Annotated in this window: 13 protein-coding genes; 2 read left to right on the top strand and 11 right to left on the bottom strand. The window is 49.9% G+C overall.

Annotated features, from left to right (window positions below; genetic code table 11):
• Positions 1 to 3: 3 nt before the first annotated feature.
• From WFJ73_RS15550 to WFJ73_RS15520, 7 genes are all read right to left on the bottom strand, one after another.
• Positions 4 to 1,761, bottom strand: a complete 1,758-nt coding sequence (locus WFJ73_RS15550; protein ID WP_336773933.1) for a glycoside hydrolase family 2 protein — start codon at positions 1,759 to 1,761, stop codon at positions 4 to 6.
• A gap of 55 nt (positions 1,762 to 1,816) precedes the next feature.
• Positions 1,817 to 4,240, bottom strand: a complete 2,424-nt coding sequence (locus WFJ73_RS15545) for a glycoside hydrolase family 43 protein (RefSeq protein ID WP_336773932.1) — start codon at positions 4,238 to 4,240, stop codon at positions 1,817 to 1,819.
• 4 nt (positions 4,241 to 4,244) lie between these two features.
• On the bottom strand, positions 4,245 to 5,084 hold the full coding sequence (locus WFJ73_RS15540; RefSeq protein ID WP_127491594.1) for a carbohydrate ABC transporter permease: 840 nt from the start codon (positions 5,082 to 5,084) through the stop codon (positions 4,245 to 4,247).
• 14 nt (positions 5,085 to 5,098) lie between these two features.
• On the bottom strand, positions 5,099 to 5,989 hold the full coding sequence (locus WFJ73_RS15535; protein ID WP_336773931.1) for a carbohydrate ABC transporter permease: 891 nt from the start codon (positions 5,987 to 5,989) through the stop codon (positions 5,099 to 5,101).
• A 92-nt stretch (positions 5,990 to 6,081) separates the two neighbouring features.
• Entirely contained in the window at positions 6,082 to 7,503 is a 1,422-nt protein-coding gene (locus WFJ73_RS15530) for an ABC transporter substrate-binding protein (RefSeq protein WP_336773930.1), read from the bottom strand.
• A 280-nt stretch (positions 7,504 to 7,783) separates the two neighbouring features.
• Positions 7,784 to 8,707: an ArsR/SmtB family transcription factor gene (locus WFJ73_RS15525; RefSeq protein WP_336773929.1), complete on the bottom strand. Its 924-nt coding sequence runs from the start codon at positions 8,705 to 8,707 to the stop codon at positions 7,784 to 7,786.
• A gap of 132 nt (positions 8,708 to 8,839) precedes the next feature.
• Entirely contained in the window at positions 8,840 to 9,712 is an 873-nt protein-coding gene (locus WFJ73_RS15520; protein WP_336773928.1) for a LysR family transcriptional regulator, read from the bottom strand.
• A gap of 112 nt (positions 9,713 to 9,824) precedes the next feature.
• Between WFJ73_RS15520 and WFJ73_RS15515 the strand changes: the two genes are divergently transcribed.
• Positions 9,825 to 10,148, top strand: coding sequence for an antibiotic biosynthesis monooxygenase family protein (locus WFJ73_RS15515; protein ID WP_336773927.1), 324 nt, complete (start codon positions 9,825 to 9,827; stop codon positions 10,146 to 10,148).
• Between the two features lie 13 nt (positions 10,149 to 10,161).
• Here WFJ73_RS15515 and WFJ73_RS15510 read toward each other — a convergent pair whose 3' ends face one another.
• Entirely contained in the window at positions 10,162 to 10,614 is a 453-nt protein-coding gene (locus tag WFJ73_RS15510; RefSeq protein WP_336773926.1) for a MarR family winged helix-turn-helix transcriptional regulator, read from the bottom strand.
• Positions 10,615 to 10,746: 132 nt separating this feature from the next.
• Between WFJ73_RS15510 and WFJ73_RS15505 the strand changes: the two genes are divergently transcribed.
• Positions 10,747 to 11,181 (top strand): GNAT family N-acetyltransferase, encoded by a 435-nt coding sequence (locus WFJ73_RS15505; protein ID WP_336773925.1) that lies wholly within the window; start codon positions 10,747 to 10,749, stop codon positions 11,179 to 11,181.
• Here WFJ73_RS15505 and WFJ73_RS15500 read toward each other — a convergent pair.
• From WFJ73_RS15500 to WFJ73_RS15490, 3 genes are all read right to left on the bottom strand, one after another.
• Complete coding sequence (locus WFJ73_RS15500; RefSeq protein ID WP_336773924.1) at positions 11,171 to 11,392, bottom strand: hypothetical protein; 222 nt, start codon at positions 11,390 to 11,392, stop codon at positions 11,171 to 11,173. The genes WFJ73_RS15505 and WFJ73_RS15500 overlap by 11 nt on opposite strands.
• Before the next feature lie 75 nt (positions 11,393 to 11,467).
• Complete coding sequence (locus WFJ73_RS15495) at positions 11,468 to 11,620, bottom strand: hypothetical protein (protein ID WP_336773923.1); 153 nt, start codon at positions 11,618 to 11,620, stop codon at positions 11,468 to 11,470.
• Positions 11,621 to 12,154: 534 nt separating this feature from the next.
• Positions 12,155 to 13,153 (bottom strand): aldose 1-epimerase, encoded by a 999-nt coding sequence (locus WFJ73_RS15490; protein WP_336773922.1) that lies wholly within the window; start codon positions 13,151 to 13,153, stop codon positions 12,155 to 12,157.
• Positions 13,154 to 13,179: the final 26 nt, after the last annotated feature.

The raw sequence follows: 13,179 nt of genomic DNA, 5'->3' as shown, positions 1-13,179 counted from the left end.
ATATTACATCAGATTCACTTCGCGGATCTTCTCGATCGGAAGCTTCGGCTTGCGGTCTGCCGTAAGCACTCCGTTCATTTCCTGCTGCACGTCCGTAATTTGCGTATAGCAGTAGCCAACGATATAATCTCTGTCCTTGATCGCCTGGTGGATATTGCGGAAGCGGTTCAAGAACGCCTCATCCGACGCTACCTGGTTGCCGTAACCCCATCCTGCTTCCGTCTGGAAGGCGATGCCGCCAAACTCGCTGACGATGACCGGCTGCCCTTGATATTCGTAACCATCCGCAAAAGCATACTTCCAATGGTTAAACGAGATCTCGTTATTCAGGATTGCGTCCTTGTTGCTGTAACGCTTCTCGAACTCTTCTTTTGTCTCCACATAATCGTGAAGAGTCAGAATATCGGATACCGTATGCTCCCAGCCGTCATTCGTAATAACCGGACGGTATGGGTCAAAGCTTTTGGTCAAATGATAGATGGCTTCGGTAAACTTCTGCTGCTTCTTGTCCTTCTTGATGTTCATGACGCCCCAGGATTCGTTGAACGGAACCCAAGTGATGATAGACGGGTGATTGTACTGCTGCCGCACAACCTCCATCCATTCGTTCGTAAACTTATGAACGGCGTTGTCGTTAAATTCGAAGGTTGCGGCCATCTCCGACCAGACGAGCAGGCCTTTCACGTCGCACCAGTACAGGAAGCGCGCATCCTCCACCTTCATATGCTTGCGAACGCCGTTGTAGCCCATGTCCAGTATAAGATCGATGTCCTCAATCAGCGCTTCTTCCGACGGAGGCGTCAGATGACTATCCGGCCAATAACCTTGATCCAGAATAAGACGTTGATAGAGCGGCGCGTTATTGAGCAGGATACGGCCCTTCTCGATCGAGATTTTTCTCATGCCGAAGTACGAATACACATGGTCCAGCTTGGTATCGCCCTTATACAAAATAAACTCCACGTCATACAGATTCGGATGCTGCGGCGACCACATGCTATGCTTCCACGGGCCGTTCGCCTCGTGAACGAGATCGGCATCCAGCTGAAGCCAAGGACGGTCTACCGTCAGGCTCATCTGCTTCACCTGTTTGCCCCTCAAGCTAATGATGGTCTCCACGCGGATATCCGAAGCCGAATAATCGCCTTCTACCTGATATTCGAAACGAACGGTGCGGTTGTCGATATCCGGCGTTATCTTGACGGAATCCACGCGGACGGGAGCGACAAATTCCATCCATACCGATTGCCAGATCCCCGTCGTCTGCACGTAGAAGCATTCGAAATTGTCCTTCACCCAGCGCTGCTTGCCGCGCGGCTGCGTTGCGTCCATGCTATCCTCTACCTTAACGGTCAGCTGGTTCTCCCCGCCAATGGCGATATAAGGCGTAATGTCGAAGGAAAAAGCCGCATAGCCGCCTTGATGGGAGCCGACGTAAGTACCGTTAATCCATACCTTCGCGACATAGTCGACGGCTTGGAAATGCAGCAGCACTCTCGAGCCCTCGGCTTCGGCCGGAATATCCAGCGTACGGTTGTACCAGACATAAGGATGATGGCTTTCGTCGTTAATGCCGCTATCCGGCGTTTCGTAAGTAAAAGGCACGTTAATCTTCAAATCGCTGCTGAATACAGCCGGCAAATTCGCTTCGCCCGTATTGGCATCATCAAACGCAAAGTTCCATTCGCCGTTCAAATCGACCCATTGCTCGCGGACGAATTGCGGCCGCGGGTAGTTTTTGATATACATTTTTGTTGTCATACGTATTTCCCTGCTCTCTGTTACGCCTATGCGCTGCGTTAATGATGAATGAATGTTATGATTTCGTATTTACCGTGATATGGCTGAATTGCCACTCCGAAGAGCTCGCGCGAAGTCCGATCCGTCCATGCAGGAAGGCATTCCGGTCCGTCCAGGTCAGAACGGGCTCGTCATTGTCCCCGTCGAATACCTGGATGCTTGGTCCCTTCAGCTTGATCCGTATGGAATGGGCTTTACCGTTCTCCAGCTCCAGTACGCCGGAGGTAAGCTCTTGATTCACTTCGTAGCTGACTTTCTTCAGGATGATTCTGCCGTTGCGGAAGGTAAGCTCATACCCGATAAAAGAATCAGCAACCTGATCGCGAAAAGAGGATTCCATAGTTGTCCGTAGCAGAATCGACGCCTCGTCTTCCGCGGCTTCGTCCTGCGTGACGTCCACGCCAACTTCCATATCCGTCCAGCGGGTATCCCCGCCGAATATCATCGAATTATCGCCGGCCAACTGCAGCCCTACGGTACCGCCCTCTTCCTGCCAATACCCAAAGGTCGAGTCCGGGTCAAAAGCAACCTGCTGTTCTCCTTCAGGCGCTGCCGCCTCGATTGTTTCGATAAACCGGATGTCCGGATTTCCTTTTCCTTTGGAGAGCGTAAGCCACTGCAAGCCCTGCTTCAACGGATACGTTCCTAGCGGAACCTTCATCCATTCCGAGGAATCGTCTTCGGTAACGAACTGCTCCGCCTTAATTTTTACGGACCGCTTTACGCCGCCCGCTTCAACCTCAAGCGTAGAGCCCGCGGAAGCATCCGATATCATCGCAGCCAGCATATAGTCCCCGTCCGAACGGACGTATACCGGGAAAGCAAGCTCAGCGGATTTGCCAGTCAGTTCGGCCGAGTAGCTGCCGTCAGGCGTTCCTTCATGATGAATAGTGACTTCATTATTGCCGGACGCTGTAGCGTGCACGGCTTCCATCGTGCCGGGCACCTGCTTGATGATTTTGTTGTCGCTGCTGCCGCCCGCTTCATTGGAGAATGCCGTATACTGCAGCTCCGGCTTCAAGCCGCCTGTCCAGGCGTAACCGATTTGTCCGGCTTTTGCCGCGAGCTCCGCATTATCGATGAGCAGAAGTCCATCCCAGTACACTCTTGTTCCGCTCCGGTCCGCTTCTACCCGAACGGTATGCAGCTTGGAGAAATCCATGCCCGCAGGCAAAGATGCCTTCTGCACTTCTTTATCCGACGCCGCATCCCGTAACGAAATGGAATAGTCTGCCGGATTGACCCGAATGCTGCGATAATCGTCCGCGCTTGTATAAGAGAAGATCGTCTCCAATTCACCGCTTTCGCTGCCTAGCGCAACGTTGTATTCTGCCGTAAAACGGTCCCCCGTCGGCATCGAAGTCACCCAGGCCGCATCAGCCCCGGAGATTTCGGCCGATTGCCATTTATCCGCGCTTGGACTGCCGCCAAGCGGATCGCGGAATGCCGGAAGCGCGGGAGCCGGAACCGGCGCATCATGCGTTGGGCCAAGCACGGACATTTTATCCCCGTTAAACGTCAGGCGGTCCATGTTAAGCTTCCTTACGGGAGGTCCTTCGGCCGAGCTGCCGACCAGATTGTGATAAACGATATAATAGGAATCCATATCCGGGCCAAGTACCGTCGCGCTATGCCCAAGGCCGTTAAAATCTTTGTCCGTCGAGATGATAAGCGGATTATTGTCCGGTATCGTATACAGACCGGTTGGCGACTCATGCCCTACTGCGTAATTAACGCGATAGCCTTTCGAGAAAACATGATTGCCGGTATACGTGATGAAATATGTGCCGCCCCGCTTAATAATCATCGAGCCTTCCGTCCAATGCCCCAATGACGTGTTTAGCTTATCGCCTGCTTCGATCGTATAAGGATCGCTCATGCTGCTAGCCATAATGCCTCCGGATTCGGCATGGGTGAAATACCATTTGGCGTCATCGTCGATAAAGACGGAGCCGTCAATCGTAAGGCCGAGATTATCGGTTTTTACCTTGAACGGTCCTGTGGGACTGTCGCTTTGCAGCACGTAATGCCCTTTGCCCGCAGGAGACGTATACATATAGAAGGAACCGTTCCAATACACCACTTCCGGCGCATAAGCGCCTTCGCTTACCGGCTCTTCCGTTACCAGCCCTTCGTAGCTCCAATTCACCAGATCGTCGGAGCTCCATGCTTTTATGCCAACCCGCCAGTCCTTCGTGCTGCAGTACAAATAATATTTGCCGTTGTAGCGCAGCACGTAAGGATCGCCGATGCCGTAATCCTCCCATTCCTGGCCCAGCGTCATCGGATTCTGATAGGTCCGGTCCATCGTAACAGCCTCTCTTGCTTGTCCCTGCTCATCCTGGTTTTGCGTAAGCAACCATATCCCTCCTCCGCCTGCTGCGAGTACGACCGCGATGCCAATGCCGATCAAGGATCGTTTCATTTGCCATCCGTTCATGTCTTTACCCCTTAATACCGCTGATCGCCATCGACTCGATGAAGTAACGCTGCGCCATAAAGAACACGATAACAACCGGCACAAGCGCAACAATCGACGCCGCCATCAGGGACGGGTAATTCGAGGTGGAAATATAGTTGGACTGCATGCTTGCGATAAGGACTTGAATCGTTTGGCGTTCTGGCGTATGCAGGTAAATGAGCGGACCCATAAAATCATTCCAGATGCCCATAAAACCAAGCGCTGCTTGCGCGGCAATCGCCGGCTTCGCAATCGGAAGCGCAACGGTCGTAAAGGTGCGGAAATAGCCGCAGCCGTCGATTTTTGCCGCATCGATCAGATCATTCGGAATAGAGCCCTGCATAAACTGCCGGAAGAAGAAGATCGTTACGATATTGCCGAACAGGCCCGGAACGATAAGCGGCGCAAGCGTATCCACCCACCCAAGCTCAGAGAAGCCGATATATTGCGGGATCATAACAACCGAATAAGGAATCATCATGGTGCCAAGCAGCGCCATAAAGATCCATTCCTTGAACGGAAACTCGAACTTGGAGAATGCATAAGCGGCCATCGCTGCCACAAACAAACCGACAGTCAGCACGCACACTACAACGATTGCGCTGTTCATGAATCCGTATAATAGAGGCGCCTTCGACCAGACATCCTTATAGTTGAGCCAAGTGAGCGGTTCCGGAATCCATTGCGGAGGCACGTCGAACACATGCTGCTGCGTTTTTAATGAAGTCGACACTGTCCATACGAGCGGGCCCAGCATAATAACGGATCCCGCAAGCAGCAGCACGAATATTAAGGTATTGATAAGACGGCGTTGATTAGCCATTGCTTAAAGGCCTCCTAATCCTGGTACACCCACCGCTTGGACAAGCGGAACTGTACCAACGTAATGATGAATATAAGGATGCCAAGCACCCAGGCAACCGAACTTGCGTAACCCATGTTGAAATATTTGAACGCTTCTTGGAAAATGTAGTACACGATTGTCGCGCCGCTGTATTCCGGTCCGCCGTCTGCAGCCAGAATGTACATTTGGCTAAAGGACTGGAACGTTCCGATAATGCCCATAACGACAACATAGAAGTGAATCGGCGACAAAAGCGGAAGCGTAATATGCCTGAATTGATGCCAACGGGTAGCCCCGTCAACTTCTGCTGCTTCGTAATAGGTAGAAGAAATGCCTTGGAGACCGGCCAGATACAACACCATCGTACCCCCTACGCCGCCCCATAATCCCATAATAATGAAGGATGGTTTTACCCAATTCGGATCGCCGAGCCAATTCGGGCCTTGCGTTCCGAAGACTTTCCAAATAAACTCGTTAACCAGGCCGTAATCATAATTGAGCATCCACTGCCATAAGAGGGATACCGCAATAATCGGCGAGATAACGGGAATGTAATAAATCGTCCGGAAAATCGAGATGCCTGCCAGCTTGCGGTTCATCATAATAGCCAGAATCATCGAGATGACCATGCCTAGCGGAATGCCGAGCAGCAGGAAGAAGGTGTTGTAGAGAGATTTATAAAATTTCTCGTCATTAAACATGTAATGAAAATTATCGAAGCCGACAATCTTCGAAGGGGTTAGCATATCCCAGGTCATAAAGCTGAGACCAAACGAGGTTAAGAGCGGCGCCAGCCCAAAGATCAGAAATCCAAGCACGGGCGGCGTGACAAATATAAGCGACCAGATTATTTCCTTGCGCCGGTATCCTATCGTTTTCTTCATTAATAATCCTCCCTGGCCGAAGGTAAGAGGGGCAAAGACATCGCTTAAGGCGATTGTCTTTCCCCCGCGTACTCCAGCAAGTTCAACCTGCTTTACTTATTGCCTTCGTCGTACAGTTTTTGAAGCTTCGGCTGCTCCGCCTTCACAAAGTCGGCTGCGCTTTGCTTGCCGGTCCAGACCGCGCTTGCGTCCTGCCAGAACGTATCCAGCCATTTTGTGTTTTTCGAGCTGTTTTCAATTGGAGGACGGCCGTAATCGGAGATAATATCAAGGAATACTTGGCGGCTCTCCGGTTTTTTGTCCATTTGCATAAATTCGCCTTTAGCCATATCCATCAGGTTCGGAACCGCTTGGCCGAGCTGATAGTTTTGTCTTTGCGAGTCTTGATCAAGGCTGAGGTATGCCGCAAGACGGAAGGCGTCATCCGGGAACTCGGTTTTGGCCGATACTACAAAGCCAAGCGATCCAAGCCAAGTTGCGGTTTTGCCTGTATTCGGGCTAGCCGGCCATGCAGCGATATCCCAGTTGAACGGCAGATCCCAGAAGCCCGGCTGATCCCATGGACCCATCGGGAACATCGCCACTTTACCCGCTACGAAACGCGAATAACCGTTTTGCGCTTTTTCATCGTCCTTGGAAGGACTTACTTTGTTAACAAGGCTAAGGTCCGCTACAAATTGCATGGCTTGCGCAAACTCAGGAGTATCAATCGTGATCTTGCCATTGCCGTCTGTCCAGTCTCCTCCGTTTGCCCATACGGCAGATTCGGTGGAGTATGCGGCAACGCCAAAGGTATCGATCTTGCCGCGTTCATTAGCAACCGTCAGCTTTTTCGCGTCGGCAATCATATCGTCCCACGTGTATTCGCCGGCTTTTGCGCTAGGATAAGGAAGACCGGCTTTGTCGAACAGATCTTTGTTGTAAGCAAGCGCCCAAGGGCCAACGTCTTTCGGAAGACCGTAGATGTCGCCTTTGCCGGAAGCTGTACCGTCATAACGGTAGCGGTCCAGAGCGGCAGGCCATACGTTGCTTTGGTCAACCAGACTGCTTGTGTCCAGCATCTTCTGCAGGTTCATCAGCACGCCGCTGCTTACGAGCTTGTTGAAGTTCGCGCCGCCTGCGTAGAACACATCCGGTGTTTTCTTAGCTGCGATCAAGGTATCAAGCTTTTGGTAATACTCGCCTGGAGGTACAACCGTGTACTTTACCTTTTTGTTCGGGTACTTCTTCATATAAGCATCAATCAGCTTTTGGAAGACGGCTTTCTCCGTGTCTCCGCCCCAGCCCATAAATTCGATGCTCGATTTCGCGTCGGCTCCGGCGTCGGCTCCGGCATCCGTTCCTTCTGCCGTTGCTCCCGTGTTCGACGATTCCTGTGCTGCCGCATTGCTGTTGTTCTTACCGTTATTGGAGCTTTCCTTGCTGCCGCCGTTATTAGAGCTGCAGCCTGCCAGTACGATAATGAGACAAAGCATTGCAGCCATCCAAACTTTACCGCTTCTCCATTTCGCCATCTGTTACTTCCCCCTTCATAATGAATGAACGATATGATTTCCTCGCTGTAAACAAATAAGCCATGACCCTTATGTACCGTTCAAACGGCCCCCGCTAGCGATCCTTCATAGGCTCGTATATACCGACACATTTTTTAATTTGTTTCAAGTTATTTGTTTATAAACAAAATATACATGCGTTAAATCACTATGTCAACGCTTTCTTTCAATAAAACTGTATCATTCAATAAAAAAGTTCCAGATGCCTTTGTGCTAACAAAACATCTGGAACAATTAGACGTTATTCGTATTGCATCCGCATAATAATCCCTTGCGCGTAATCGCCAAACGATTTGCCAAACAAATTCATGCCGCCCTGATGCTTGGCATCCGGCTTTAATCCAATCCGGAATGTAATAAAAGGCTTCTGATCCATCTGCAGATCCCGAAGCGTTGTCGAGGAGCTTTTTTCGTTATCGATGGTACTGCGGCTTTCTTCGATTGCCCAAGTTTTCAGCAGTCCGTGCTGGGTGCTGGAGTCATTCCACCAAGGCGGATTCAGCTTGCCCCGGTGGTCGCCGAAATCGCCGGGCGAAATCCAGGAGCCTATCTCCCTATCATTCACCCATACCGTAATTTCGGAAGGCCAGTCGTTATTATAGTTCGGCGCTTCCGAGCATAGCTCAAGAGAGAACTCGAGCGATTTCACCTTAGCGCCCGCCGGCAGCTTCTTCGGAAACCGGTATTCGATCCAGCCTTTTCGGAACCAGATAATCTCGGCCGTACGGCTGTCCGGATGATAGAAGTTTTCCGGTTCATCCTCATTAAAGAGCATGCCGGTCGTATTCGCCATCCCGCAGGTTGGCTGGATGTCGAAGTTAATGAAATGGCCGATCGGCATTTCGACTTCAACAGCCTTGCTGGTGTTCTGATAGTAAGCAATCGGATTAAGTATCATGCGCACATCGTCGAAATTCCGGCTGCACACCTTCATGGCTCCGCGCGATGCCGGCTGAAGCTCGGTCAGAATAAGCTCCGCCTCTTCGAGCACCTTCACATTGGTAGCCGCCGTAGAGACTGGAATATCGAGCGCTTCCGCAATTTCAATAATATTCAGGTTTGGCTTGGCAAGCAGCAGCTTTATGATGCCGATTCTGGTATGTGTACTAAGAGCATGCGCAACCTTTACGAGACGATCGGGCTCGTCTATCGTTAATTCTAACAACGCAAAGTCCCTTCTTCCTCTGTATCGATTATGTTTCTTACAATCAGATTAGCGCCATTTGAATATTTTGTCTAGTTTATTTGTAACAAAATATAATTTTGTTTTTGTTTCAGATTTTGTGTAACTAAAGGTTTATCGGGACGCAATCCAAGTTCTAATCCATTCAATCAGCTTTCTGGCTGCCGGGGAGACATTTTTAAAAGACCTTGCGGCAAGGCCAATATGGCGGTAATGCTCGCTTTCCAGCGGACGGCAGCAGACATTGTCCGGAAGATGCGACAATATCATTTCGGGTAGAATGCTGATCCCAAGATTGCTTTGCACCATTGCAATGATGGCATGGTCATCCTCCAACTCGTATTTAATTTGCGGCTTACATTTGTTCTGCGAAAAGATTCGTTGTACATCCGTGTCGCAGCCCGCAACCGGCATAATAAAAGGCTCCTCCATAATCAGCCCCAAGCTGACAGCCTTCCGGTGACTGAAAGGATGCCCGGCATTCATTACGCACATCATCCTATCCTGATGAAGCGGTACTACATCAAATGCTTCGCGGGCAGGGAGATTAACAAAGCCAAAATCGGCCGATCCATTCGCGATCCACTCCTCGATCTCATGATAGTTGCCGTCCAGTAGCTTCACTTCGATTTGAGGATACAGATTCTGAAATTGCTTCATGATTTGCGGCAGCCATTGTATCGAAACGCTAGTGAAGGTCGCGATCTTAACCGTTCCGATCTCGATTCCTTTTATAGCGGCTACCTCTTGCTTCAAAATATCATTCGCGCGAAGAATTTCTCTGATCGGATGGATCAGACGTTCACCGTTGTTCGTAAGCTGAATTCCCGCCCTGTTTCTTATAAGCAGACTTAAGCCAAGCTCGTTCTCCAAGCTGGAAACCGCGTGACTGATCGCGGATTGCGTCAGATTCAAGAGCTCCCCCGCCTTTGTTAAACTTCCCACCTCAACGACCTTGCTAAAAATCCGGTACTTTTCTATATTCATCGTTGTCCCGCCTTAAATGAAACTCTTTCATGTTTAGCATTATTATCATTCATTTTATTTATCCAACAATCAATAGTATAGTCTAATTAACGCAGAAAGGAGCCTGATAAACATGGTAATGGACACTTGTTATGCGGTTATTTTTTCGAGTCAACGGACGGACGGGGATCATGGATACGGCGCGATGTCCGACAAAATGGAGGAGCTTGCCGCCAAGCAGCCTGGATTCCTATCGGTGGAGAGCGTGAGGGATGCCTCGGGAGCGGGCATTACGATTTCGTATTGGGAGAGCCTGGAGGCGATACAAAACTGGAGGCAGAACGGGCTGCACCAGGTTGCTCAGCAGAAAGGCAAAGAGGCCTGGTATGAGAGTTACAACGTTAAAATCTGTAAAGTTGAACGGGCCTATTCCTACCCGGCAGCCGGTCATTCGTGACGGCTGCCTTCTCTTAGTAGTCTCTTTTATTCCCCTTTTTCACGGAGTCCCACTCGACCTCAATATTTTTTCTAACCCTCTGCAGCAATTGGAAAAGCGTCTCCGCATCCTCTTCCGTTATTCCTGCCAGTGCCACAGAGTTCGAATGATCCCCTTCCCGCTTCAAAAATGGATAAGCCAGCTTGCCTTTCTCCGTTGTAAACAGCCTTTTGATTTTCTTGTTTGATTCATCGTCTTTCTTCTCGAGAAAGCCTTGAATCTCAAGCTTCTGAATCGCACGCGCCGCCGTTGTCCGGTCCACCTTTATCATTTCCGCCAGCTTCTCCTGAATAATTCCCGGGTGCTCATAGACGCGAACCAGATACAGGTATTGTCCTTTGGTAAGCTCAAGCTCCTTGAACTCGATATTGCTTATGGAATCCAATGCCCTCGCGATCATGCCAACCTCACGAAGTATCTCCCTCATGTTGCCACCTGCCAGCCAGTTAAATTTTGTTGCATTTACAACAATTATATTTTTTTATATACTGCATTTACCGCTGTTATTCATTATGACGTTAATCGCCATAAAAATAAATCCGGAAAGGCTGGAGAAAGTATGAATCCAATCAAAATTGCAACGCTCGAGGAGCTCGAGAGCGCATTTTCGATCAGAAAGAACGTGTTTGTTGAAGAACAAGGAGTACCTCTTACCGATGAATTTGACGAGTTTGACCAGTTGAATGGGAAATGCGAGCATATTCTAGCCTATTACAATGGACAACCGGTTGGCACGGGAAGGATCCGCACGGTCGAAGGAATGGGCAAGCTAGAGCGCATTTGCATACTAGAGCCTTACCGCAAATTCGGGATCGGCAGACAAATTATCGCCGCATTGGAAGGCATCGCTCTTGAAAAGGAACTTCCCAAGGTTAAACTGCACGGGCAAACCCATGCGAAAGGATTCTATGAGAAGCTTGGCTATGAAGTAGCATCGGCTAAATTCATGGAGGATAGCATCCCTCATGTTCTCATGACCAAATCTATCCAATAAAGTCAGCTCGTCGGATTAACCCTTTCGCCGCAAGCCACGCACATTTTTGCTTGCGGCGTGCGCAACGGCTTTCCGCATTTTTCGCAAGGTTCCCATACATGGAGATTCTATGGTGCATGATGGCATTGTGATGCATATCTTTAAAACCGGTCATTTTCTCGTACTCTCGCACCAGGAGTTTAAAGGCTTCGTTAATACGACTGTCGGTCAAAACCTTGCTTCCCGACATTCTATATTTTCGCACACGGTCAAAGCACTTTTCATACCGAAATATGCGCTCCCCCTGTTATTCGGAGTCTTTATTGGTTTGGGCATGGAGCAGAAGATCAAGCTTCTCGATCATAAGCTTCTGATTCTCCAAATGCTTCTTTATTTTCCCGTCTATATTGAGCACGGCGAGCAGCATAATGACAAACGCAATGATAAAAAAGATCCCCATATCATTTCCCCCCACTATCGATCGCGAATTGTTGTAAATTCCATCCTATTTCTAATGATTTTTAACGCAGAAAGCAGCGCGAAGTTGCGCTTTGCCTCGCTAACGAAACTACAGAGCCTTAGAACGCGGAAAACAGTCTTTCGCCAGTTTTAACGAAACTGTATATCGCTAATTGGCATTTTGGCGGTCAAATTGCACCAATACACCGTCAATAACGATATGTAGTTTCGTTACAATTACAAATGCCTCGTTTTTGAGCCAATAGCGTTACGTAGTTTCGTTATCGGTTAGGGAAATCTGGTTATTCGGCAATAGGCAAGTCGACGATAGGAGTCTGCGAGAGGAGAGTCTGCGAGAGGTTATTCGGCAATAGAGGAGTAAGCGAACGGACGAGCAACGTGAAGGCGAACAAGTGTGCAGAAATCGGCAATCATGATCACGCGGTTGGGCGATTAAGCGAGCAACCAGACACACGCACATAAAAAAAGCTACCCCTCATCATCCGAAGATGACGAGAGGCAGCCTCTCAAGCTATCAGCCTTTTATAACATACAACCGGCTGGATTCCTCGAAAATCTCTCCCGCAGCCAAGCTCAGAAGGCCGATTTCATCGGCTGGAAGATCCACATTTGGCGCGTTCACCAGGTTGATCTGTGGCTCAGGGCAGAAGAAGCCCTCGGTCGCGTTGTTATTCCAGATCATCCACTGCTTATAGGAGGTGCCTACATCATAGACAAGCTTTATGCCCGCTTTTGTATCGGTCAGCTCCATCCGGTTGCGTCCGTTCTGCGGGCGTGCCGTATAGTGGTTATCCATCGCTTCGAAGAACGGATATACGCCGCTGTCGCGCATAAACTGCTCCTCTTCCTTGAGTGGCTGATACTGCTTCGTTGGCAGCATCCGCTCGTTCAGCTCCCAACGCTCGCCAAGCGTCATATGGATCCGGTAATCTTTAGCCTCTCCGCCCGGCACAAACGGTGCGTTCACCGAAGTATGGAAAGCGAGAAGGCAAGGCATTGCCTCTTCGCCGTCATTGCGGACCGTCACCTGCTGCAGCAGGCCGTTCTCGCTTAACGAGTAACGGAGAAGGATCGTATAGTTAAACGGGAAGCTGGCATAGGAAGGATGGTTCTCATCCACCTGAACCGATACAACCACGTAGCTTTCCGTCTTTGTTGCGCCGAAGTCTTCAACCTGCCACGGCGTTTGATAGAGGAAGCCATGAAGATGGTTGCCCGTTGCCGGTTCATTGACATCGAATTGATGAACCTTCCCCTCCCAAGGGAATTTGCCGTCCTCATAGCGGTTCGGCGGGAACAGCACGGGGATGCCGTGGATCATCGGCCTTGCCTTGAAGCTCTCCATCTCCTCGGGTGTTGGTTCATGCAGGAAGCGGTATTCCTTCTCTACATCCCGAAAAGCAATCAGGTTGCCGCCAATCTCGGGAAGAAGAGCAGCCTCGTACGGTCCAAAACGCAGCCAAATCGCGCGTTCGCCGTGAAATAATCCTTCGTTTGCTTGATTTACCGTCATTCTTCTTACACCTCGTCTGTTAGTTT

Origin of the sequence: Paenibacillus sp. MMO-58 (assembly GCF_037146255.1) — a bacterium.
Taxonomy (GTDB): Bacteria; Bacillota; Bacilli; order Paenibacillales; family Paenibacillaceae; genus Pristimantibacillus.
The sequence above is the reverse complement of the archived record's forward strand: the minus strand, read 5'-3'. Positions and strand labels throughout refer to the sequence as shown.